Below are 21,914 nucleotides of genomic sequence, written 5' to 3' on the forward strand. Positions count from 1 at the left end.
TCGACGGATGCCGGGGACTCCTGCCGTCTCGATTGCCGTCTCGATCGGCCTCGCCCCGCGCAGCCGACGCCGCGCGAGCGGGCGGGCGCCGTCAGCCGAGGAGCCGGTGGCGCACGATCGTCGCCTCGCGCCCGGCGCCCACACCGATGGCCGAGACGCGGCAGCGCGACAGCTCCTCGATCCGCTCCACATAATCCCGCGCAGCCCGGGGCAGATCGGAGAAGTCCCGGGCGCCCGTGATGTCCTCGCTCCAGCCGGGCATGATCTCGTAGATGGGCGTGGCGTGGTGGAAGCCGGTCTGGGTCAACGGCATCTCATCGGTCCGCTCACCATCGACGTCGTAGGCCACGCAGATGGGGATCTCCTCGTGCCCGGTGAGGACGTCGAGTTTGGTGAGGACGAGATCAGTCAGTCCGTTGACGCGCGCGGCATACCGGGTGACGACGGCGTCGTGCCATCCGCAGCGGCGCGGGCGGCCCGTGGTCACGCCGAACTCCCCCCCCTCGGCGCGAAGGCGCTCGCCCATGGCATCGGTGAGCTCGGTCGGGAAGGGGCCCTCCCCCACGCGCGTGGTGTAGGCCTTGGCCACGCCGATGACGGAGTCGATGCGCGTGGGGCCGACCCCTGTGCCGGTGCAGGCGCCGCCGGCGGTGGGGTTGGAGGAGGTGACGAAGGGGTAGGTGCCATGGTCGATGTCGAGCATGGTGGCCTGGCCCGCCTCGAAGAGGACGGTCTTGCCCGCATCGAGGGCGTTGTTGAGCTCCAGGCCGCAGTCGATCACCATGGGCCGCACGCGGTCGGCGTAGGACAGCAGCTCGTCGGCGACGGCGTCAGGGTCGATCGCGGGCCGGTTGAAGAGCTTGGTGAGCAATCCGTTCTTCTGCTCCAGGGCGGAGGAGACCTTCTGACGCAGGATCGAGGGATCGAAGAGGTCCTGGATGCGGATGCCGATGCGGTTCATCTTGTCCGCGTAAGTGGGGCCGATCCCCCGCCCGGTAGTACCCAACTGGCGGGCGCCGAGAAAGCGCTCGGTGGTGCGGTCCATGATCCGGTTGTAGGAGGGGATGATGTGGGCGTCTGAGGAGATGCGCAGGCAGGAGGCGTCTTTTCCACGCGCCTCGATCTCCGCGATCTCCGCGAAGAGGACCTCGAGGTCCACGACGACGCCGTTGCCGATGATCGGGATGACCCCCGGGGTGAGAACGCCGGCCGGCAGGAGGTGGAAGGCGAACTTCTCGCCATCGATCACGACGGTGTGGCCGGCATTGTTGCCGCCATTGAACTTGACGACGTAGTCGACGTCCTGGCCGAACTGGTCGGTCGCCTTGCCCTTCCCCTCGTCTCCCCACTGGGCTCCGACGACGACAATGCCTGGCATGTCTCTCTCCTGGTGCTCTTGGGGCCCGCCGATGCGCGCGCCTTCCTCCAGGCTACCCGAGGGCCGGGGCGCCACGGCCCCGGTCTGCGCTCAGACGGCGTCGGGCGCGCTGGCGGCCCGGCGGAGGCGGTCGATGATGCCGCGCTGCACGACGGCGATGAGGTAGGCCTGGAAGCCGACGCCGATGATGACCATGAACCAGGCGACCGGGCCCACCGCGCCCGGCAGGACGAGGACGAGCGCGGCCGGGGCCGCCACGATGGCCAGGCAGAGGGCGGTTCGGCCGAGCGCCCCGACGGCCAGTCGCATCGCATTGCCCATGTGCCTCACCGCGGAGTTGTCGAAGAAGGCCACCAGGGGCAGGAGCCAGCAGCCCACGCCTGTCAGGATCAGGGAGCAGGCCAGCACCAGGCCCGACGCTCCGGAGCTCAGGCGGGCGCCGGCCGCGCCGTCGGCATGTGAGAACAGGAGGAGCTCAGCGCCCATGAGGGCGTTGAGCGCGAGCGCGGGCAGCCACCACACCAGCGAGCCGCGCAGATTGGATCTGAAGGAGCGCCACCAGGAGCGCACCGTGTAGACGTCCTCGTCGCGCGCCATCTCCATGGCGACGCGGTGGCAGGCGACGAGGGCGGACCCCGCCGTCAGCACGGGCAGGCACCCCAGGAGGGTGAGCCCGTTGATGACGACGAGATCCGCCGCTGCCGACCACGCCCTGTGGAAGGGCGAGTCGATCCGGAGGAGTCCGGCCATGTCAGCCCTTGACGGCGCCTGCGGCGACGCCCTCGATGATGTGCTTCTGGCTCACGAGGTAGAAGGCGACGATCGGGATGATCGCCAGGACCAGCATGGCCATCTGCGCGCCCAGGTCCTTATTGCCGTTGGATCCGGTGAGCGCCTGGATGACGATGGGGATGGTCTTGTAGTTCTCATCGTGACCGATGACCAGGTAGGGCAGGAGGTAGTCGTTCCACACCCACATGGTGTTGAGGATGGCGACCGTGACCGCCGTCGGCTTGAGCAGGGGCATGACCACCCGGAAGTAGGTCTGCAGCGGCGAGCAGCCATCCATGTATGCCGCCTCCTCGATCTCCATGGGGATCGACTTGATGAAGCCGGCGAAGAGGAACACCGACAGCGCCCCGCCGAAGCCGAGGTAGAGCACGATCATGCCCCACGGGGAGGCCAGTCCGAGCATGTCGGCCACCTTGGAGGTGGGGAACATGACGAGCTGGAACGGGGCGATCATCGAGAAGGCGAAGACGTAGTAGATGACGGATGTCCACCAGGTCTTCACACGGGTGATGTAGTAGGCGGTCATAGCCGTCAGCAGGAGGATCACCGCCACGGAGCCCACCGTGATGAACAGCGACCAGCCGATGGCTTGCGCGAAGCCGTTGAGCTTGAGGCCGGAGGCGTAGTTGGTGAATCCGGAGAAGCGCTCCCCCACGGGCAGGGAGAAGGGGCTGTCAGAGATGTAGAAGCGGCCCTTGAAGGAGTTGATCAGAATGAACACCAGCGGAACCAGCCACACGAGCGACAGGATCGCGAGGATCCCCGAGGTGATCATCCTCCCGGGGCGCCTCTCGCGGAGAGGAGCGGCGGCGGCCGTGCTGGCGGCGCTGGCCGTGCTAGCGGTGCTGGTCATACTGGCGGCGCTCATGCGTCGACCTCCTTGGCACGGGTGGCGCGCAGCTGGATGAGCGCGATCGCGGCCACGATGAGGAAGAAGATCACCGCGGCGGCCTGCGCCTGGCCCATCTGGTTGCGGGCGTGGTACATGGTGTTGTAGATGTTCAGGGCCGCCATCTCGGTCTGCTTGAGCGGGGCGCCGTTGGTCAGCGCCAGGTTCTGGTCGAACATCTTGAAGGTGTTCGCCAGGGTGAGGAACAGGCAGATGGTGATCGAGGGCATGACCATCGGGATGGTGACATTGCGCAACGTCATCCAGCCATTCGCGCCGTCGATCTGGGCGGCCTCGATGAGCTCGGGCGGGACGTTCTGCAGGCCCGCGATGTAGATGATCATCATGTAGCCCATGAGCTGCCAGTTCACCAGCAGAATGAGGCCGAGGAGGCCGAGGTGCCAGTCATTGACGATGGTCTGGCCCCAGTGCTTGAGGATCGCGTTGAGCATGACCTGCCAAGTGAAGCCCAGGACGATGCCGCCGATGAGGTTGGGCATGAAGAACACCGAGCGGAAGAAGTTGGTGCCCTTGAGCTTGCGGGTGAGCAGGTAGGCCAGGGTGAAGGCCCCGAGGTTGACGGTGATGATGGAGATCACCGAGACGATGACGGTGAACCACAGCGCTGAGCCGAAGTCCGACTCCAGGACCTTGGAGTAGTTCTCCAGGCCCACCCAAGTGGCGTTCGTCAGGGTCTTGAACTTGGTGAACGACAGGTAGAGCCCCATGAAGAACGGGACGAGGAAGGCGATGAGGAAGGCCAGGAGCGTGGGCCCGGCGAATATCGGGAAGTACTTCTTGAGTGCGCTGTTCATGATTCCTCTTGCGGCGCCCGGCGTCTCTGCCGGGCCGATTGGAGGCGGGAGGCGGATGGCTCGGCCGACGGCGTCCAGTCGGGTGACCGGGCGCCGTCGGCGGAGCCTTGTCGCGAGAGCGGAGGATCAGGCCTTGCCCTTGCCCTCGGCCCAGCCCTTGACGAAGTAGTCCTTGACCGCAGTCCAGTCCTCCTTGCCGGAGGCGTACTGGGACAGGTGCTGGCCGAGCTGATCCTTGAACTCCTGGCTCGGGAAGGTCTGGAACACCCAGTTGACGGGGGAGAGCGCCTCGTTGTTGAGGTAGGAGACGATCTCCTTGCCCAGCGGGTCGGCCGGGGTGAGGCTGGAGAACGCCGAGTAGGGGGACACGGAGACGACGGACTTTTCGACGAGCATCTTGGCGGCCTCGGCGTCGGTGAGGAGCCAGTTGAGGAAGGCCTGCGTGGCCTCCTTGGCGGCGTCGGAGGCCTCGGCGTTGATCGTCAGGTAGTTCTCGGTGCCCAGGGCGATGCCGCACTTCTCCTCGCCCTCGACGCCCACGTAGATGGGCAGGAAGTGGATGTCCTCCTCCTTGACGGTGTTGCCCCCGACCTCGGAGATCTGAGACCAGGCCCAGTTGCCGTTCTGCACGAAGGCGCACTGGCCGAGCGCGAACTCGGCCATGGAGTCGGTGACGGCCTTGGCGGAGGCCTCCGTGGGGGCGATAGTGGAGTTGTTGAGGTAGAGGTCGAAGATCTGCTTGTAGTTCTCCGAGTAGGTGAGCTTGAGGTCGTTGGAGTCGGTGACACCCAGATCGCGCAGCTCGTAGAAGACGGGGTAGTTCGCCAGATGGGTCTGGAAGCGCCAGTCCTCGCCCGGGGAGAGCGAGGTGGCGGCGAAGGCGCCGCTGATGCCGAGATCGTCCTTCTTGGCCTGGATGTCCTCGACCACCTCCTTGAGCTTGGCGAAGCCCTTGATCTCGTCCACACTCGCGGCCTTAGCGCCGTCCATGGCGAAGTACTTATCGAGGATGGCCTTGTTGTAGATGATGCCGTAGCCCTCGGTGGCCAGCGGAACGCCATAGATCTTGCCGTCGTCGCCCTTGAGGGCGAGCGAGCTGTCCGTGAGGGCCTTGGCGGCGGCGGTGTCGCTCAGGTCGGTCGCGTAGTCCTTCCAGTTGGCCAGGCCGACGGGGCCGTTGATGTTGAACAGGGTGGGCGGGGCGGACTTGGCGACCTCGGAGGTCAGGGTCTCCTCATACTTGCCGGCGGCGGCGGTGACGACCTTGACCTCGACGCCGGTCTTGGTCTTGTAGGCCTCGGCGATGGCCTTGAAGGCCTCCTCGGCCTCGGGCTTGAAATTGAGGAAGTAGACACCACCCTCACCAGAGGATGCGGACTCACCGCAGGCTGCCAGGGTTGCAGCAACAGCGAGTGCGGCGGAGCCGCCGAGCACAGAGCGGCGGGAAACGAGTCGCATGAGGTCCTCCTTTGGACAAGACAACCGCGAAGGCGAGGAAAGCCCCGCGTGAGCGACTGCCCGCTCGACGAGCCAGGGGTAGGTCCGATGTCGCGGGCGACGCCCCATCATTGCACAACCCGCCCCCCTTGCTGCAAATCTTGCAGGCCACGCGCCGCCTCGCTGCGGCGAAGCATGGCGCCTGGGCCCCTGGCCTGCGGCGGGGCAGCGCGACCCCATCCCGATGGCGTTCCGGAGTCCCGGACACGCCGGTGGCCCCGATGCCGCATGGGCATCGGGGCCACCTGTCATCCGGATGGCGGACGGGAGCGTCAGGCGGGTAACGGACTCACATCCGACGCTCCGCGCGACTGGTCAGCGCTTGGCGGAGCCGACGGAGCCGAGGCGCTCGCAGGCCTCGACGACGCGGGCGGCCATGCCGTTCTCAGCGGCCTTGCCCCAGGCGCGCGGGTCGTAGGTCTTCTTGTTGCCGACCTCGCCGTCAATCTTGAGGACGCCGTCGTAGTTCTTGAGCATCCAGTCGGCCACGGGACGGGTGTAGGCGTACTGGGTGTCGGTGTCGACGTTCATCTTGATGACGCCGTTGCGCACCGCGGTGGCGATCTCCTCGTCGGTGGAGCCGGAGCCGCCGTGCATGACAAGGTCGAAGGGGGAGTCCTGGGTGCCGACCTTGGTGGACAGGCGGTCGCCGAGGCGCGCCGCGACGTCGTCCTGGATCTCGCCGAGGATCTCCGGGCGGAGCTTGACGTGACCGGGCTTGTAGGCGCCGTGGACGTTGCCGAAGGTGAGAGCGGTGATGTAGCGGCCGTTCTCACCCAGGCCCAGGGCCTCGACGGCGCGCCAGGCGTCGTCGGCCGTGGTGTAGAGGTTGGCGTTCTCCTCGCCCTTGATGCCGTCCTCCTCGCCGCCGACAGCGCCGATCTCGATCTCGAGGACGACGTTGGCCGCCTTGGCGCGGGCGAGCATGTCGACGGCGATGTCGATGTTGTCGTCGAGGGACTCGGCGGATCCGTCCCACATGTGGGAGTTGAACATCGGGAGCTCACCGCGCTTGACCTGCTCGGCCTCGATCTCGAGGAGCGGGAGGACCCAGGGCTCGAGCATCGACTTGGGGCAGTGGTCGGTGTGCAGGCCGATCTGGACCGGGTAGAGGTCGCCGACGGCGCGGGCGTAAGCGGCGAAGGCGATGGAGCCCTTCACCTTGTCAGCGCGGGAGGAGCCGGACCAGTAGGCGGCGCCGCCGTTGGAGATCTGAACGATGCCGTCCGACTCAGCGTCGGCAAAACCCTTGAGGGCGGCGGAGAGAGTCTGGGAGGAGGTGACGTTGATGGCGGGGATGGCGTACTTGCCAGCCTTCGCGCGATCGAGCATGTCCGCGTACGACTCCGGGGTTGCGATGGCCACTGGGTGCCTCCTGGGTGAGATGTGGCAATGGTGCGTCACCGATTCTTCCACGGATCGAGTCGATCGGGTACCGGGCGATGGTCCCGGGACTCCGGCTCACTCCGACTCCGACGCGGCAGGGCGGTGCGGCGGCGCAGCAGGATGACCCGGCAGCGCTGGCAGCTGTGCGGTCAGTCGGGCGCGGGGCCGCCGTGCTGGCGGATCCAGGCGTGCATGGCCACGGCGGCGGCCGCGGCCACGTTGATGGATCGGGTGGAGCCGTACTGGCCGATCCGGTGGAGGCGGGAGCAGCCTGCGAGGAGCTCCTCGCTGATGCCCTGGCCTTCGGAGCCGAAGATCATGAGGCAGCGCTCGGGGAGGCCCGCCTGTTCCAGCGGCGTCGAGCCGGGACCGTTGTCGATGGCGATCGGCTCATAGCCCTCGGCGATCGCCCAGGCGAGGAGGCCTTCCGGGCCGGGATGGTGGCGCACGTCGAGGTAGCGGTCGGTCACCATGGCGCCGCGACGGTTCCAGCGGCGCCGCCCCACGATATGGATGCCGGAGACGTTGAAGGCGTTGGCGCTGCGCACGATGGACCCGATATTGAGGTCCTGGCTGACGTTCTCGATGGCCACCTGGAGCGGGTGGGCGCGAGAGGCGAGGTCGGCGCGGATGGCTTCCACGCTCCAGTACCGGTAGCGGTCGACGACGTTGCGCCGGTCCCCGCCGGAGAGCAGCTCGGGATCGTAGCGGGGATCATCCGGCCAGGCCTCGGGTCCGCCCGGCCACGGCCCCACCCCGACCTCGCGGACGTCAGTGGGACGGTCCTCCTCCGCAGGCAGGCCGGCCCAGTAGTCGCACTCGCCGGGACCGTATGACTCGTGAGCAGCGTCAGCCACGGCGTCGCGTCCCTCGTTGTTGGCGCTTCTTCCGCAGCCCATCGACGATCTGGTCGTAACCCGTCGGGTCGGAAGGACGGACATGACGGTCGCGCTCCTTGTTGCCAGGAAAGAAGAAGGGGCGAGGAGACACAGATCAGACCAGCCCGTCCAACAGCTCGATGTCGAGCTCGTGAGGGTCGACCACCTCATCGTCATCGTCGCGCTCGCCCTGCGCAGGCAGGCCGAGCACCCAGGAGAGCGATGCCTGAGGAGCCTTTCCGTCCGCAATTGCACGACGCAGCCCTGTGACGACCCGTTCAGGGAACCGACGGCGAGCGGAGTACTGCACACGCGCCGACACATCGGCGGGCGTCGCCACCGATGATGGGAGCGAGGTTCCCAGCAGCGCCTCCGTCGAGCGGGCCAACGCCGAGCGCGCTTCGTCGCCGGGCCTCGCGCGCAGGTACCTCAGCCTGACCTCCAGGGCTTGGGTGGACACGCCGAGCTCCCAGGACACCTGGGCGACGGTCGCGGCCGTCGCCCGCTCCCAGTCAACGGAGCGGACGCGCTCCACGGGCATGAGCAGGTCGGCGGCGAAGGCATTCGCCATGTTCTCGGCCGCCTGATCGTCGTGTGAGGACTCGCCCCCGACGAGGAAGTGCCCGAGCTCATGGGCGAGGGTGAAGTTGCTTCGGTACCAGCGCCTCGTCGCTCCCACAACGACGACCTTGTGCCCCCCGAGAGTCAGTGAGTAGCCGTCCCCGGACAGCGGGACGACGATCACCTCGACTCCGAGGGCGTCCTCGACCCTGTCGTAGAAGCAGGAGACGAAGTCCTCCCCCAGGGCGGAGCGAGCATCTGCCGCGACCTGCTGGACCCTCAGGTTCCTCACGTCAGCTGCACCTGCCGGTAGACCAGGGCGATGTCCTCGAGCACCTGCAGGTCGGCGGAGGAATCGCACGAATAGGTTCCCGTGGGTCGGTCATAGCTGTGCCGCGCAGCCACGCGGACCTCGAAAGGATCTGCCTCACCGGTGACGAGCCAGTGCATCGTGACACCAAGATGCTCGGCGATGAGTGCGGCCTCGATGGACGACAAGGAGCGGGTCCCGGCGAGAGCCTTGGACATCGCCGACTCGCTCAGGCCGACGGCGGCAGCCAGAGCCGCCTGAGTCTGATCGCGCTCGACCAACGCCTCTTTGATGCGCGTACCGATGGAGCACATGGCCTCAAGCGTACAGGCCAGTTTCGATTATCGAAAGATGGGCGACCGCAGAGTACGCCACACCGCCCTGGCGGACCCGGCCGTCTATTCCACGAGCAGAGCACAGGATGACGAGCCCTCACGGACTGGACCGCGGGCTCAGTCCAGCCCGAGGTCGGTCAGGCCCAGAGCGGCGCAGTACGGCACGCCGGCAGCCTCGATGCGCTCGCGGGCACCGGTGGCTCGGTCGACGACGACGGCCACGGCCAGGACCGTCGCACCGGCCTCGCGCAGGGCCTCGACAGCCTCGAGCGGGGAGCCGCCGGTCGTCGAGGTGTCCTCGAGGACGACGACACGGCGCCCCTCGACGGACGGGCCCTCGATACGGCGCTTCATGCCGTGGTCCTTGGCCGCCTTGCGCACGACGAAGGCGTCCAGATCGAGCCCCCGGGCGGCCGCCGCGTGCAGCATGGCGGTGGCCACCGGGTCCGCGCCCATCGTGAGCCCGCCGACAGCGTCGTAGTCCTCGGTGCTCAGGCCCGCCTCCTCGAGCATGTCGAGCATGACGTGGCCGATGAGGGGCGCGGCCTCGTGGTGGAGAGTGGCGCGACGCATATCCACGTAGAAGTCGGAGGTCAGGCCGGAGGCCAGGGTGACGGTGCCGCGCACGACGGCGAGCTCGCCGACGAGCGCGGCCAGCCGTGCGCGCTGGGGATCATTGGTGCTCACGGGCTCAAGGCTAGACGATCCGGGCCCTGGGCTCCCGCTTGGGGAGTCCAGGGCCCGGCTGGGAGCGGGCGACTCAGGAGAGCGCGGCGATGGCGGCCTCGTAGTCGGGCTCCTGCGAGATGTCGGGGACCTGCTCGGTGTAGAGCACTGTGCCCTGCGCGTCGAGGACGACAACGGCGCGCGAGAGCAGCCCCGCCATCGGAGTATCGGTAATGGTCACGCCGTAGTCCGTCCCGAAAGTGGAGCGGAAGCTCGAGGCGGTCAGGACGCCGTCGATGCCCTCGGCGCCGCAGAAGCGGGCGTGCGCGAAGGGGAGATCCGCCGAGACGCACAGGACGGTGGTGTTCTCCAAGGAGGCGGCGCGCTTGTTGAACTCGCGCACGCTGGTGGCGCACACACCCGTGTCGATGGACGGGAAGATGTTGAGCACGAGGCGCTCGCCGCGCAGCGACTCGCTCGTCACCGGCGCAAGGTCGGCTCCGGCGAGCTCGAAGGCGGGCGCCTCGACTCCGACGGCGGGCAGGGTTCCGATAGTCGTGATGGGGTCTCCATGACGGGTGATCTCAGCCATGACGCCATCATGGCAGGACTATCGTCCTCCATCGAGTGCAGTCCGCCTGCCGCGAACCGGAGCGCTTCGGCCCCCGTCGGTGCCCAGCCGCCCACCGGGGCGCGGGCCGTGAGCGTCAGTACTGCGTGCTGGCCGAGGCGTGCCCGGCGACACGGCGCACGAACCATCTCGGCGCCAGCCTCAGCGCCGCATTGCCCACCTGGTAGCGGGCCGACGGCGTGCAGATGACCTGGCCCCGGCGCACCGCCGCGAGCGCGGCGCGGGCGACATCGGCGGCATCGAGCCACATGACCTCGGGCCACTGGGAGCCATCCATGCCGGCTCGGTCGTGGAACTCGGTACGGGTCAGACCGGGATTGACGACGGTGGCGGTCACCCCGGTGCCCGCCAGCTCGGAGGCGATCCCCTCGGTGAAGGTCCGCACCCAGGCCTTGTGAGCGGCGTAGGTGCCCATGGCGGTCAGCGCGGTCATGCTGGCGATGTTGAGGATGGCGCCGTGCCCACGACTCACCATGCCGGGAAGGGCCCGGTGGGTGAGGGTCATGACGGCGCCGACCATGACGTCGAGGGCGCGCCTCTCCTGGCCCAGGTCGCCGCCGATGAAGGCCTGACCAACGGCGAACCCGGCGTTGTTGACGAGCAGGTCGATGGGGCGGGCCGCCACCTGCTCGGCGCTGTGCACGCCCTGCGCCCCGGCGACGGCGCCGGTCACGCCGCCCCGCAGGCGGGAGGCCACGCGCTCGAGGTCGTCGGGGACGGAGAGGTCGGCGTCGATCACCTGAACACCGACGCCCGCTGTCTGGTGGATCTCCTCGGCGACGGCGGCGAGCCGTGCCGCGTCCCTGGCCACGAGCACGAGGTCGTGGTGGGTCTCGGCGAGCTGCCAGGCGAGTTCCAGGCCGATGCCCGATGTGCCTCCGGTGATGAGCGCTGTTCCCATGCCCTCAGGCTAGCGCCAGGGCCCATCGCCCCCCGGGAAGGGGGCGCCGCGCGCTCCTCCCGGGGGGCGGGGTCGCGCTCCGGCCGGTAGCCTCCTGCCATGCGCATCGCCACATGGAACGTCAACTCGATCCGCACCCGAGTCGATCGGGTCGTGGACGTCCTGGAGCGCCACGGCGTCGACGCCCTCGCCATGCAGGAGATCAAGTGCCGCCCGGACCAGTTCCCGCGCGAGCCCTTCGAGGCGGCGGGCTACGAGCTCGCCATTCACGGCCTGGACCAGTGGAACGGGGTGGCGATCGCCTCGCGCGTGGGCCTGACCGACGTCGCCACATCCTTCGCCGGGCAACCCGCCTGGGCGGCCAAGGAGGGCACTGCGGCGGTCGTGGAGGCGCGCGCCGTCGGGGCAACCGTCGGCGGGGCGCTGGAGGGTGAGGCGCCGGTGCGCCTATGGAGCCTGTACGTGCCCAACGGGCGCGAGCTGGACCACCCGCACTACGCCTACAAACTCGCCTGGTTGTCAGCGCTGAAGGACGACGCCGCCTCCTGGCTCTGCGTCGATGCCTCCCTCCCACTGGCACTCGTGGGCGATTGGAATGTGGCGCCCCGCGACGAGGACGTGTGGGATATGGCCGCCTTCGAGGGCGCCACGCATGTCTCGACCCCCGAGCGGGAGGCCTTCCGCGCCTTCGAGGCGCTCGGGATGGTGGAGGCCACGCGCGGGCGCGTCACGAACTACACCTACTGGGACTACCAGAAGTTGCGATTCCCCAGGAACGAGGGGATGCGCATCGATTTCGTCTACGGCTCGCCGGCCTTCGAGGCGCGGGTGTCGGGCGCGCTCATCGACCGCGATGAGCGCAAGGGCAAGGGCGCCTCCGACCACGTGCCGGTCATCGTGGACCTGGATTGACCGGGGAGGCCGGGCGCCCTGGCATGCCGGCCCAGGCATCGCGGCCCACGAGCGCCGCCCTATCGGATTAGGCTCGTGACATGAGCCCCGCGATGCCCCTTCCAGCCGAGTCATCAGTCCCCTCCGCTGCGCCCTCGGCATCCACCGCGCCGCGGGCGCTGCGCGAGCCGATGACGGCGCCGGTACGCAGCGCGACCATCGACGCGCTCCTGGCGCACCGCACGATCCGCGCCTTCACGGACGAACCGGTGGGCGAGGAGGTCATGCGGACCCTGCTGACCGTCGCTCGGGCCTCGGCCACGTCCTCCTACTTCCAGCAGGCGACGATCATCCGCGTGCGCGACGCCGCCGTGCGCGAGGCCGTCCACGCCGCCTCCGGGCAGCCCTACGTGGGTGGGGATCGCGGTGAGTTGCTGATCCTCGTCGTCGACCTGCACCGCAACGCCGTCATCCGCGAGCGCGCGGGGGCCCCGCTCGAGCCCCTGGAGCGCACCTACGCCTTCCTCCAGGGATGCCAGGACGCGCTCATCGCCGGGCAATCCATGGTGGCCGCCGCGGAGTCGCTGGGCCTGGGCACGTGCTACCTCGGCTCGATCCTCGGCGATCCCGCCGGTCTCATCACTGCCCTGGGGCTGCCCGAGCGGACCTTCCCCCTCCTCGGGCTCCTCGTGGGCCACCCGGCGCAGGAGCCGCAGTACAAGCCGCGCCTGCCGGAGCAGATCACCGTCGGCATCGACTCCTATCCCCCACTGGAGGAGCACGACGCCGAGCTGGCCGCCTACGACGAGCGCGTCACCGAGTACTACGACCTGCGGGACGCCTCGCGCCGCGTGGACAGCTTCACCGAGCAGATCGCGCGGATGGTCGGGCAGGGACGGGCCGCACAGGCACCCGTCCTCGACGTCCTGCACCGCCAGCGGCTCTGCCTCCGCTGATGCCGGCGAGGAGGCGCAGATGACCAGCGACGCGCTCCCGGCACTGGGACTGTTCGACTTCCCGACGGCGCTCGTCGTCACCGAGGGCGGCCGGATCATCGCCGAGGCGGGCGGGGTCGACACTGTCTTCCCCTTCGCCTCCGTGACCAAGCCGATCGTCGCCTGGGCGGCGCTCATCGCCGTCGAGCGCGGCATGCTCGGCCTCGACGACCCCGCCGGCGAGGGGCTGGACGGCGCGACGATCCGCCACCTGCTCGCCCACGCCAGCGGTATCGCCCCCGACTCCGGCGAGCCGCTCACCGAGCCGGGCACGCGGCGCATCTACTCCAACCGCGGCATCGAGATCCTGGGACGGCGTCTCACCGAGGCCACAGCCACGAATCTGGAGGCCTGGGTGGAGACCACCGTCCTGGAGCCCTTGGGCATGGCCAGCGTGCTCATCCCCGGCTCGCCGGCGCACTCGGGGCAGGGCAGCGCCCGCGACCTGTCGATCTTCGCCCGCGAGCTCGCCGCTCCCCGCCTGCTCGGGGCCGGGCTCGCCGAGCGGGCATGTGCCCCCGTCTATCCCGGCCTGGCCGGCGTCCTCCCCGGCTACGGGAAGCAGAACCCCAATCTCTTCGGCCTGGGGGTGGAGATCCGGGGCAACAAGCAGCCGCACTGGACCGGCACCGGCAACTCGCCCGCGACCTTCGGGCACTTCGGCCAGTCCGGCTGCTTCCTCTGGGTGGACCCGGTGGCCGGGCGCCAGGCGGTCTTCCTCGGCGAGCGCCCTTTCGGTCAGACGCACCGGCGCGCCTGGGCCGCGCTGAACGACCAGATCCTCGCCCTCCCATAGATGCCGAGACCGGTCGAAAATAGGAGCGAGACCGGTCCGGGGACCGGTCTCGCTCCTATTTTCGACCGGTCTCGATGAAGGAAGATGAAGGAAGCGGGGAGGGGGCGGATACGATGCGGGGGATGCCCAGTTCCGCCTCCGCCCGACCGCTGGCGCCGGGCTATGCCGTCGTGGACCTGGAGACCACGGGGCTGTCCCCCGGCGCTGACGCGATCCTCGAGATCGGCCTCGTTCACCTCGACGCGCGCGGCGAGATCGAGGGCAGTTGGACCTCCCTGGTGGACCCCGGCCCGGGCCCCGACGGGGCCCGCGAGGTCGGCCCCACATTCATCCACGGACTGACTCCCGCCGACGTCACCGGAGCGCCCCGGATCGCCGATCTGGCCGACCTCCTCGCCCGGGACCTGGCCGGGAGGGTCGTCGTGGCGCACAACGCCCGCTTCGACCTCGGTTTCCTCGGTCATGCGCTGAGCGGCCTCGGCATCCTCGACGCCGACGTCCCGATCCCCCAGGTCTGCACCATGCGCCGGGCCCGGGACTACCTCACGACGCCGTCGCGCCGCCTCACCGCCTGCTGCGAAGCGGCCGGCATCCCCCTCGCGGCGCACCACACGGCGCTCGACGACGCCATGGCCTGCGCCGGCCTGCTGCGCCACTACCTGGCCACAGGCCGCGAGCGCGGACAGGATCGACCGGCCTGGGGCGATGCCCTGGACGCGGCCGCGGTCTTCGCCGGCCTGCGCTGGGATGACCAGCGAGCCGACGCCGCCCGCTCGCACCTGATGATGCGACGCTGGTCGGGGGCGGCCCCGCCTCGTTCCACTGGCGCCGGTCGCACCCACTAGCGCGGGCAGGACGCACCAGTGGGTGCGACCGGCGCCACTCGGCGTCACGCATCGGGGCCCGCGCGGAAACTGGGAGTCCCCAGCCCCGCGCGGGCCCCGACCAGACACCGCCGGAGACGCTCAGCCGCGCCAGCCCCCCGTGACGGGATCCATGTAATAGCGGCTCGGGCCGACCGCGACCCAACCAGTGGCCATGGCGCCATTGTCCCGCAGGTAGTACCAGGAGCCGCCCTCCTGAAGCCAGCCGGTGGTCATCGCCCCACTGGCCCCCAGGTGGTACCAGGTGCCGGCCAGGCGGATCCAGCCGGTGGTCATCGCCCCACTGGCAGCGAAGTGGTACCACTTCCCGCCGTCCTTGGCCCAGCCGGTGGCCATGGCGCCGTTGTCCTGGAGGAGGTACCAGGCGTCGCCATCCTTGACCCACCCCGTGGCCATCGTCCCGTCGGCTCGCAGGTAGTACCAGGCGTCTCCATCCTTGAGCCACCCGGTGGCGAGACCGCCGTCAGCATTGCGGTAGCGCCAAGCGTCACCATCCTTCTCCCAACCAGCCTTCGGGGCGGGGGCAGGAGGCTCCTCGGGCTTGGGCTCAGGGCTCGGGTCGTCCTTGAGGGCGGGGCACTCACTGCCCAGCCAGGCCAGGGAGAAGTTGCGGTAGACGATCTGCCGATCGTTCCCGTCCTCGCTGAGCAGGCCCAGCGAGCCATCGGACTGAACGGCCAGCGTCGTGTAGCCGACACGCTCAGCGCGGAAGACCTTGCCCGTCCAGGTGGCGCCGTCGTCACAGGACAGCGAGATCGTGCCGCGGTCACGCGACCATGCCTTGGGGTTCGGCGAGTGGCTCAGCAGGAGGACCTTGGCGCGGTCCGTGCCCGGAGCGGCGTTGGGGAAGGCCCGGATGATCTGGGCGTTGTTCACTGAATCGGGCAGGTTCTTGTCCGAGATCGGCTTTGACCAGGTCTGGCCGCCGTCGGTAGAGGTCGCGATCTTCCGGTAGCGGGAGCCGTCGGAGACGCGCGAGTTCATCATGAGGCGACCGTCGGAGAGCTCCACGACCTTGTTCTCATCCATGCCGGTACCGGCCGGAGTCCCAGCCTTCCAGGTAGCGCCGTGGTCATCGGAGTAGACGGACACGGCCTGAAAGGCCCCGCTGGCGAGCTTGATGGTGAACTGCTGGACGAGGCGTCCCTTGTACTGGCCGTGCTGGATCTGAATTCCCTGGCCGGAGGCGGCGAAGCGGGAGATCCATGAGGGATCATTCGTGATGTCCGGGGTGATGACGCGGTGAGTCCAGGTGTGGCCGTTATCCGTGGAGGTGGAGACCTCGGCATGGATGACATTGCGGGCCTGCGCGTCCTTACCGGGCTGAGACGCCGCAAAACCGACGTCATAGGACTTCACGTGGAAGTTGAAGATCGTGCCCGTGGCGGAGTCGACGACGTAGGAGGGGTCGGAGTAGCCCTCCTTGGTCCCGGTCTCGACGCCCTTGTGGATGTAGGTGGGCGCGCCCCAGGTCTTCCCGCCGTCGGTGGAGCGGCGCTGGACGATGTGGTTCGGGTTGGGCGAGTCGCCTCCCTTATTACCGTTGTCCGTGGGCCGCACGTCATACGCCACGAGAAGGTCGCCATTGGGCGCGGTGGTGATGGCAGGAATGCGGACATTGTCCGTGGCGGTGCCGGTGGCCACCGCGGTGCCGTCACTCATCGAGGCCGGCAACGACACCGAGGCGTCCGGCAGGGGCGCGGGCTCGGCCTTGGGGAAGTCGCCCTTCTCCTCCTCGGGCTCCTGCGGGTCCTTGGGCGCGTCCTGTCCAGGAGGGGCGGCCTTGATCGGCACAGCCTCGCCGCGGACCGTCTCAGGAGTGTTGAGGGCATCGCCTTTGTACTCGGGGGCGCGGACAGTGTAAGAGATCTCCGGGGTGAAGGAGCCCGCATCGAGGTCAGCCTGGGTGATGGTGTGAGTGGCGTAACCCGTGCAGTCGGTCTTAGTGGCCTTGGCGGCGATGTTACGCCACTTGCAAGCGGTGACTCGGCCTCCGAGATTGGTCTGAGCGACCTCGAAGGAGCGCGCCTCTGCGTCCAGGTTGGTGACGTTGATGTTGAAGGCCAGTGTGTCCCCAACGGCGTAGACGCCGTCATTGGCATCAGCGACCTTGGTGATGCCGATGTCCATGCGGCCATCGGTGGTCTTGGCCGCCTGCGCCGTCGGGGCGATGGTGAGCCCGGTGAGCGCGATGGCACCGGCTCCCAGGATCGCTGGGATACGGGGGTGGTGAGTTCTCATAAGAGGATCCGTTCAGTGCTCGGCAACGTTGCCTGGGGTCTTAGCGGACGGGAAGCGTCAGATGTCTGACGATTAAAACGATAATGCCCGCATGCGGATCGGTGTCAAATCAGCATCACCTATGGCAACAGTACAGGTCAACCTGTATCAGGAATAACCGTCTCGTGTGGACGATCGGGCACGGCGTCGGCTCCCTCAGAGAATATTGAGGCCGACGAGGAAACCGTCCTCGTCGACGATGACGCCTCCCGACTCGCGGGCGATCGTGGCGGCCACGTGCTCGATGAGCTCCCGTGCTGCGGCGCGCTCGCGGCGGCGCGTGCGGCTGGGGGCGAGGGCGTGGGCGTGGGCGATATCGACCGGCCGCCAGACCACCGAGGTGACGACGACGCCGTCGGCGGCCCAGGGCTCTCCGCGCACGGCGATCGGCAGCTCGTTCGTCCCCTCGACGCGGACCTCGATGCCGCCCCAACCGGGGGTCTCCGCGTCGATCGGGGCGACGACGGCGTAGCCCTCGCGGTATTCGACGAGCTCCTCGCCGGCGGCCAGGGCCTCGGCCTCCTCGCGCTCGGCCTGGGCCCGCTCGCGCTCCGTGCGCCGCCAGACCGCATCGAGGACGTCGGCGCCGATGGTCTCGGTGAGGCGCTCCAGGTCGTCGTGGGAGAGGGCGTCGAAGCCGACCGCGCCGCGCGGGGCGGAGGTCTCCAGAGCGGGCACAGCGCCCGGGGCGATGGGGGCGAGGAGAGCGGCCAGCGCGTCGGGGGCGATCCACACCGGCGCGTAGATGGCGAGCATGACCGAGGACTCCGGGTCCGGAACCACCAGGGTGATGCGAGCCTCACCGTCGTCGGGAGAGGTGTCGACCAGGCGGATGGCGCCGGCGAGGCGGCGGGCGATGGCGCGCAGGTGGATGAGGGCGACGAGCTCGGCGCCGGTGGGCATGGCCGTGGGAAAGGCGTCGGCCATCGGGTCCACGCCGGCCAGCTCGGGAGGCAGCGCGCCGGCGCGCTGGGGGACGCACTCCAGGAGCATGACCTGGGCGACCCAGTCGGGCAGGCCCAGCATCCGGCGCATGTCATCGTCGAGGGCCCACGGGCCGTGGAGCTCGGCGCCCGGGAAGAGCTGGAGGCGGGAGGCCCCCACCCAGCCGGCGCGCTCGTCCAGGGACAGGGCGAGGGCCTCGATCTCCTCCACGGCGACGTCGTCGGCCAGGACGAGCAGGTGACGGGAGTCCACGAGGCCGACCGGCAGCATGGAGGTGGCCGTGAAGGTAGTGGTATCGACGGGCAGGGAGACCGCCAGGTCCCCGGAGGAGGCGCTCATTCGGACTCCTCGACGGGAAGGCCGGCATCCTCGATGCGCAGGCGGTCGAAGCTCAGATGCGAGCGGGAGGCCGTGGGGCCGCGCTGGCCCTGGTAGCGCGAACCGCGCGCGCCCGAGCCATAGGGGGCCTCGGCGGGACTGGAGAGTCGGAAGAAGCAGAGCTGGCCGATTTTCATCCCGGGCCAGAGCTTGATCGGCATGGTGGCCGTGTTACTGAGCTCCAATGTGACGTGACCGGTGAAGCCGGGGTCGATGAAGCCGGCGGTGGAGTGCGTGAGCAGCCCGAGGCGCCCGAGGCTGGACTTGCCCTCCAGGCGGGCGGCGACGTCGTCGGGCAGGGTGACGCGCTCGTAGGTGGCGCCCAGGACGAACTCGCCGGGATGCAGGACGAAGGGCTCGTCGGGACCGACGTCGATGAGGTGGGTGAGCCCATCCTGCTCGATAGCAGGGTCGATGACCGGGTAGCGGTGGTTGTCGAAAAGCCGGAAGGAGCGATCCAGCCGGACGTCGATGGACGCGGGCTGGATCAGCTCCGGGTCGCAGGGGTCGAGGACCACGCGACCGGCGTCGAGCTGGGCACGGATGTCACGGTCGGAGAGGAGCACGGGACGATTGTGCCAGGCGCGGCGACCGCCAGGGGCCTGCCGGACGCCAGGCGCAGCCGCCGGGCCCGGCGATTCCACATGCGCGCCGCGGTGGGGTATGCTGTTCGCGCGCACCTCGTGGTGAGCATCTGCGGATGTAGTTCAATGGTAGAACCTCAGCTTCCCAAGCTGATAGCGCGGGTTCGATTCCCGTCATCCGCTCCACATGAGGGAACTCACGGTGCCGTGAGTTTTTCCTGCTTCCGCCCGACCGCCTCCTCCGGTGAAACGTGCACACAGATGCGCAGCACCTTCCACCCCTCGGCCTGCGCCATGGCGTTCGTCTCGCGGTCCCGCTCGATGTTCCCGGCGAGTTTCGGCCGCCAGTAGTCGGTGTTCGTCGCCGGCATGGTCGCGCGCTCGGGGCAGCCGTGCCAGAAGCAGCCATCGATGAAGACGGCGAGGCGCTGCCGCGTGAACACGATGTCCGCGCGCCGTCATCAGTCACGAAGGCCTCCGTGGACCGCATGTGAGCCCGACGACCCACGTACTGCCCAGGAGCCTTCACCTGACCAACCCGTTCACAACCTCCGGGGGAAGGACACCTAGGCCGGTGCGGCGGAGGCCCGCCAGCGCCACGCGCCTACTACGACGCCTCCGGGCGTGCCCCGGGGTTGCCGACGCGCTCCCGGGACGCGCCCACAACCCCGGGGCACGTTCACAACCCCCACGCACGGCGTCAACCAGTCGACGGCAGATCCGGCCAGACACCCACGACCAACAGAAACACTCCCCAACGAGCCCGGGCCGCAGGCATTCGCGGGGACAGGCCACCGTCCACGCGACGATGGCGAGCGCGAGGCCCGCAGGGGCGCAGGGGTTCGCCGAAACGCGCCCTGGACGCCTCCAGGCCGTTGACAACACCCTGATACGTCGTGCTTTCAACGGTCTGGCGGCCCTCACGACGGCTCACAGGTGCTTTCGTCAGCGCGGAACACGGAGCGAGGCGATCCTCGCGGGCAGAGGGCCTCATCACCGGCGCCCCGAGGAAGGCCGCCCCGTGCGGCCTCGTCATCGGGCGACACGCGCCTTCTCATCCGCTCCAACCGGGCGGCGACCAACCAGGCGCGACGCCCGCGTTCTCCTAGCACCATGGGCGCATGAGTGATGACACCAGCCCCGCCCTTGGCACCGCCCCCCCCGGCGACCCCGCCCGCCGCGCCCAATACCTGTCCAACCGCTACGGCGCCCAGCCCCGAGGACCTGGAGTGGACCCCTGCCGTCGAGACGGTGCTGACGCACCGCTCCGTGCGGGCCTTCACCCCGGAGCCCTTCACCGAGCGCCAGCTGGCGCCACGATCATCGCCGCCGCGCAGTCCGCGCCCACCTCCTCCAACCTGCACCTGTGGAGCGTCATCGTCGTCAATGACGCCGTGCTGCGCGACCGGATTGGGCCTGGCCGACTCCTCAACCAGTCGGAGAACTTCGTGTTCATCCAGCAGGCCCCCACCATCCTGCTGTTGGTGCCCGCCGCCTCCCGCAATGAGGACATCATGACGGCCGCCGGAGCCAGCACCGGCAGCCTGGACTACCTCGACTCCTGACCTCACCGTCTCCATCGATGCCGCCATGGCGGCGCAGAACGCAGTGGTCGCGGCGGAATCCATGGGCTTGGCGCCTGTTACCCGGGATCGATGCGCAATCTGGAGACCGCGCTCTGCGAGCTGCTCGCCCTCCCCCGCCGCTCCTACGAGGTGGTCGGCATGGCCAGTGGCCCGACCGAGAGTGCCGATCAGCGCCGACGGCGGGCGCCCCGCAGCGCCAGGAGCGCCAGCCCGGCGACGAGCGCGCCGTTGGTGAGCGCCCCCTGGAGCTTCTGGGAGCGTTTGAAGCCCTCCTCCTTCCAGAAGGCCTGGCCCTGAATGGTGGTGGGGATGAGGGACAGGATGAGGCCGCCCGCGGCGCAGCGCGTCCCCACGCCCGCCACCAGCGCGGCACCGCCCACCATCATCGCCCCGCCGTTGAGCAGGACGAGGTCCTTCCCCGTGACCTCGCGGCCCAGGAGGGCCTGAGCTGTCGGCCCGGCGGAGGTGTTGAGGGCCTCGGCAATCGGCTCGGCCTGGCGGGCCAGGGCGTCCGCGCCGCCGACCTGGGTCCAGCCCCCGTGGATGAAGGGCCCGGCGAGGAGGGCGCGGATGGCGAGCGGTGCGCGGGACATGGTCGGGACTCCTTTCAACGGGCCGATCAGGGAAAATAGATCAGCAGGGTCAAGTGTGCCACCACCCGGCGGCCCGTGCGGCTCCGCCGAGTCGCTGCGGCCCGCACCCCGGGGACCGCTCTTCGGCGCCCGCGCTCCGGGGACCAAGCCGGCGGGCCGGGGCGAGCGGGACGCTTATGCCCATCCGGCGCTGCGCGCCAGGCTCCAGGCGGACCACGCCGTGGCGCCGGCGATCACCAGCCACCAGGTGCCCAGCCAGAACCAGCCCGGCAGGCGGGTGAGCCCGGCCAGCGAGCCGTGGTCCTGGTTCGGGTCGTGGCTGGCGGCGACGTCGCGCAGCGCGTCCCAGGCGCCCAGGAGGAGTACCAGACCGGCCCCTGCTGTCAGGGCCTCGCGGGGCGCGAGGGTCAGCGGACCCGCCCGCACGACGCTGGAGCCCGCCCACCACAGGGCGGTGGTGGCGGCGATCACGAGGAGGACGAGGCAGAGAGTGCGCGCCGAGCGGGACTTGATGAACAGCACGAGCTCGGCGATGAGGGCGAGGGTGAGGATCGGGCCGGCCCAGCCGCCCAGTGCCGCCTGCACGAGGAGGCAGCCGATGAGCGCGGGCATGGGGTAGCCCGCCCACACGGTGGCGATCCTGCCCGGCCCCCGGCTGCGCCCGCTGGTGATCGCCCGGCCCCCGAGCCCGGCGTCCACGGTGAAGCCCTCGAAGCGACGGCCGACGAGGAGTCCGACGCCGGCGTGCCCGGCCTCGTGGATGACGGTCACCGCCGCGCGCCCCCAGCGCCGCGCCGTCGGCATGGCCAGGACGAGGACAAGCAGGAGGATCCCCGGTCGCGCCGCTGCCGGGTCCGGCGCGGTGGACGGGAGGATGCGGTCGACGGCCTCCAGGAGGAACCCACTGAGAGTCACGGTGGGATTGTGCCCCATGGGCCTATGC

The 21,914-nt window shown here is 69.4% G+C and carries 22 protein-coding genes, 1 tRNA gene and 1 pseudogene; 6 read left to right on the forward strand and 18 right to left on the reverse strand.

Going from position 1 to position 21,914, the window contains the following annotated elements:
* Positions 1 to 91 precede the first annotated feature (91 nt).
* The 12 genes from B1H50_RS02060 to B1H50_RS02115 form a co-directional block, all read right to left on the reverse strand.
* Positions 92 to 1,378: an adenylosuccinate synthase gene (locus B1H50_RS02060; RefSeq protein ID WP_080462138.1), complete on the reverse strand. Its 1,287-nt coding sequence runs from the start codon at positions 1,376 to 1,378 to the stop codon at positions 92 to 94.
* Between the two features lie 90 nt (positions 1,379 to 1,468).
* Positions 1,469 to 2,128 (reverse strand): MusI family membrane protein, encoded by a 660-nt coding sequence (locus tag B1H50_RS02065; RefSeq protein WP_080462139.1) that lies wholly within the window; start codon positions 2,126 to 2,128, stop codon positions 1,469 to 1,471.
* 1 nt (position 2,129) lies between these two features.
* Entirely contained in the window at positions 2,130 to 3,038 is a 909-nt protein-coding gene (locus B1H50_RS02070; RefSeq protein ID WP_080462140.1) for a carbohydrate ABC transporter permease, read from the reverse strand.
* Positions 3,035 to 3,874, reverse strand: a complete 840-nt coding sequence (locus B1H50_RS02075; protein WP_080462141.1) for a carbohydrate ABC transporter permease — start codon at positions 3,872 to 3,874, stop codon at positions 3,035 to 3,037. Before B1H50_RS02075 ends, B1H50_RS02070 begins: the two co-directional genes overlap by 4 nt.
* A gap of 126 nt (positions 3,875 to 4,000) precedes the next feature.
* Positions 4,001 to 5,332 carry an ABC transporter substrate-binding protein gene (locus B1H50_RS02080; RefSeq protein WP_080462142.1) on the reverse strand — a complete coding sequence of 444 codons (1,332 nt, stop codon included), beginning with the start codon at positions 5,330 to 5,332 and terminating at the stop codon, positions 4,001 to 4,003.
* A gap of 354 nt (positions 5,333 to 5,686) precedes the next feature.
* Positions 5,687 to 6,736 (reverse strand): class II fructose-bisphosphate aldolase, encoded by a 1,050-nt coding sequence (gene fbaA / locus B1H50_RS02085; RefSeq protein ID WP_080462143.1) that lies wholly within the window; start codon positions 6,734 to 6,736, stop codon positions 5,687 to 5,689.
* Between the two features lie 170 nt (positions 6,737 to 6,906).
* Positions 6,907 to 7,614, reverse strand: a complete 708-nt coding sequence (locus B1H50_RS02090; RefSeq protein ID WP_373284804.1) for a TrmH family RNA methyltransferase — start codon at positions 7,612 to 7,614, stop codon at positions 6,907 to 6,909.
* Between the two features lie 136 nt (positions 7,615 to 7,750).
* Positions 7,751 to 8,488, reverse strand: coding sequence for an ImmA/IrrE family metallo-endopeptidase (locus B1H50_RS02095; protein ID WP_158082813.1), 738 nt, complete (start codon positions 8,486 to 8,488; stop codon positions 7,751 to 7,753).
* Entirely contained in the window at positions 8,485 to 8,820 is a 336-nt protein-coding gene (locus tag B1H50_RS02100; RefSeq protein ID WP_080462146.1) for a helix-turn-helix transcriptional regulator, read from the reverse strand. Before B1H50_RS02100 ends, B1H50_RS02095 begins: the two co-directional genes overlap by 4 nt.
* Positions 8,821 to 8,958: 138 nt before the next feature.
* Positions 8,959 to 9,528 (reverse strand): orotate phosphoribosyltransferase, encoded by a 570-nt coding sequence (pyrE, locus tag B1H50_RS02105; protein ID WP_080462147.1) that lies wholly within the window; start codon positions 9,526 to 9,528, stop codon positions 8,959 to 8,961.
* A gap of 73 nt (positions 9,529 to 9,601) precedes the next feature.
* Positions 9,602 to 10,099, reverse strand: coding sequence for a thiol peroxidase (gene tpx, locus B1H50_RS02110; protein WP_080462148.1), 498 nt, complete (start codon positions 10,097 to 10,099; stop codon positions 9,602 to 9,604).
* Between the two features lie 115 nt (positions 10,100 to 10,214).
* Positions 10,215 to 11,039, reverse strand: coding sequence for an SDR family NAD(P)-dependent oxidoreductase (locus B1H50_RS02115; RefSeq protein ID WP_080462149.1), 825 nt, complete (start codon positions 11,037 to 11,039; stop codon positions 10,215 to 10,217).
* Between the two features lie 99 nt (positions 11,040 to 11,138).
* Between B1H50_RS02115 and B1H50_RS02120 the strand changes: the two genes are divergently transcribed.
* From B1H50_RS02120 to B1H50_RS02135, 4 genes are all read left to right on the forward strand, one after another.
* The gene (locus B1H50_RS02120) at positions 11,139 to 11,951 is read left to right on the forward strand and encodes an exodeoxyribonuclease III (RefSeq protein ID WP_080462150.1); all 813 of its coding nucleotides are present in this window, start codon (positions 11,139 to 11,141) and stop codon (positions 11,949 to 11,951) included.
* Between the two features lie 170 nt (positions 11,952 to 12,121).
* Positions 12,122 to 12,886 (forward strand): nitroreductase family protein, encoded by a 765-nt coding sequence (locus B1H50_RS02125; protein WP_080462151.1) that lies wholly within the window; start codon positions 12,122 to 12,124, stop codon positions 12,884 to 12,886.
* 19 nt (positions 12,887 to 12,905) lie between these two features.
* Complete coding sequence (locus B1H50_RS02130) at positions 12,906 to 13,721, forward strand: serine hydrolase domain-containing protein (protein WP_080462152.1); 816 nt, start codon at positions 12,906 to 12,908, stop codon at positions 13,719 to 13,721.
* A gap of 122 nt (positions 13,722 to 13,843) precedes the next feature.
* Positions 13,844 to 14,566, forward strand: coding sequence for a 3'-5' exonuclease (locus B1H50_RS02135; protein WP_229657839.1), 723 nt, complete (start codon positions 13,844 to 13,846; stop codon positions 14,564 to 14,566).
* Positions 14,567 to 14,686: 120 nt separating this feature from the next.
* Here the strand turns inward: B1H50_RS02135 and B1H50_RS02140 are convergent, their stop codons facing one another.
* The 3 genes from B1H50_RS02140 to dcd all read right to left on the reverse strand — a co-directional run bounded on the left by B1H50_RS02140 (position 14,687) and on the right by dcd (position 18,774).
* Positions 14,687 to 16,846 carry a sialidase family protein gene (locus B1H50_RS02140; RefSeq protein WP_080462154.1) on the reverse strand — a complete coding sequence of 720 codons (2,160 nt, stop codon included), beginning with the start codon at positions 16,844 to 16,846 and terminating at the stop codon, positions 14,687 to 14,689.
* A 195-nt stretch (positions 16,847 to 17,041) separates the two neighbouring features.
* The gene (locus tag B1H50_RS02145; RefSeq protein WP_080462155.1) at positions 17,042 to 18,169 is read right to left on the reverse strand and encodes a hypothetical protein; all 1,128 of its coding nucleotides are present in this window, start codon (positions 18,167 to 18,169) and stop codon (positions 17,042 to 17,044) included.
* A complete protein-coding gene (dcd, locus tag B1H50_RS02150; RefSeq protein WP_080462156.1) occupies positions 18,166 to 18,774 on the reverse strand; it encodes a dCTP deaminase in 609 nt (202 codons plus the stop codon). Before dcd ends, B1H50_RS02145 begins: the two co-directional genes overlap by 4 nt.
* 130 nt (positions 18,775 to 18,904) lie before the next feature.
* Between dcd and B1H50_RS02155 the strand changes: the two genes are divergently transcribed.
* A tRNA-Gly gene (locus B1H50_RS02155) sits at positions 18,905 to 18,978 on the forward strand.
* A gap of 11 nt (positions 18,979 to 18,989) precedes the next feature.
* Here B1H50_RS02155 and B1H50_RS02160 read toward each other — a convergent pair.
* Positions 18,990 to 19,241, reverse strand: a pseudogene (locus tag B1H50_RS02160) (very short patch repair endonuclease); the annotation flags it as partial.
* 672 nt (positions 19,242 to 19,913) lie between these two features.
* Here B1H50_RS02160 and B1H50_RS02165 point away from each other — a divergent pair.
* Complete coding sequence (locus B1H50_RS02165; RefSeq protein WP_080462158.1) at positions 19,914 to 20,357, forward strand: nitroreductase family protein; 444 nt, start codon at positions 19,914 to 19,916, stop codon at positions 20,355 to 20,357.
* Positions 20,358 to 20,545: 188 nt separating this feature from the next.
* On the opposite strand, the gene B1H50_RS02170 is transcribed toward B1H50_RS02165, so the two are convergent.
* On the reverse strand, positions 20,546 to 20,971 hold the full coding sequence (locus tag B1H50_RS02170) for a DoxX family membrane protein (protein ID WP_080462159.1): 426 nt from the start codon (positions 20,969 to 20,971) through the stop codon (positions 20,546 to 20,548).
* A gap of 174 nt (positions 20,972 to 21,145) precedes the next feature.
* Positions 21,146 to 21,886 carry a M50 family metallopeptidase gene (locus tag B1H50_RS02175; protein WP_229657838.1) on the reverse strand — a complete coding sequence of 247 codons (741 nt, stop codon included), beginning with the start codon at positions 21,884 to 21,886 and terminating at the stop codon, positions 21,146 to 21,148.
* Positions 21,887 to 21,914: the final 28 nt, after the last annotated feature.

It is taken from the genome of Actinomyces gaoshouyii, from assembly GCF_002072175.1.
Classification (GTDB): Bacteria; Actinomycetota; Actinomycetes; order Actinomycetales; family Actinomycetaceae; genus Actinomyces; species Actinomyces gaoshouyii.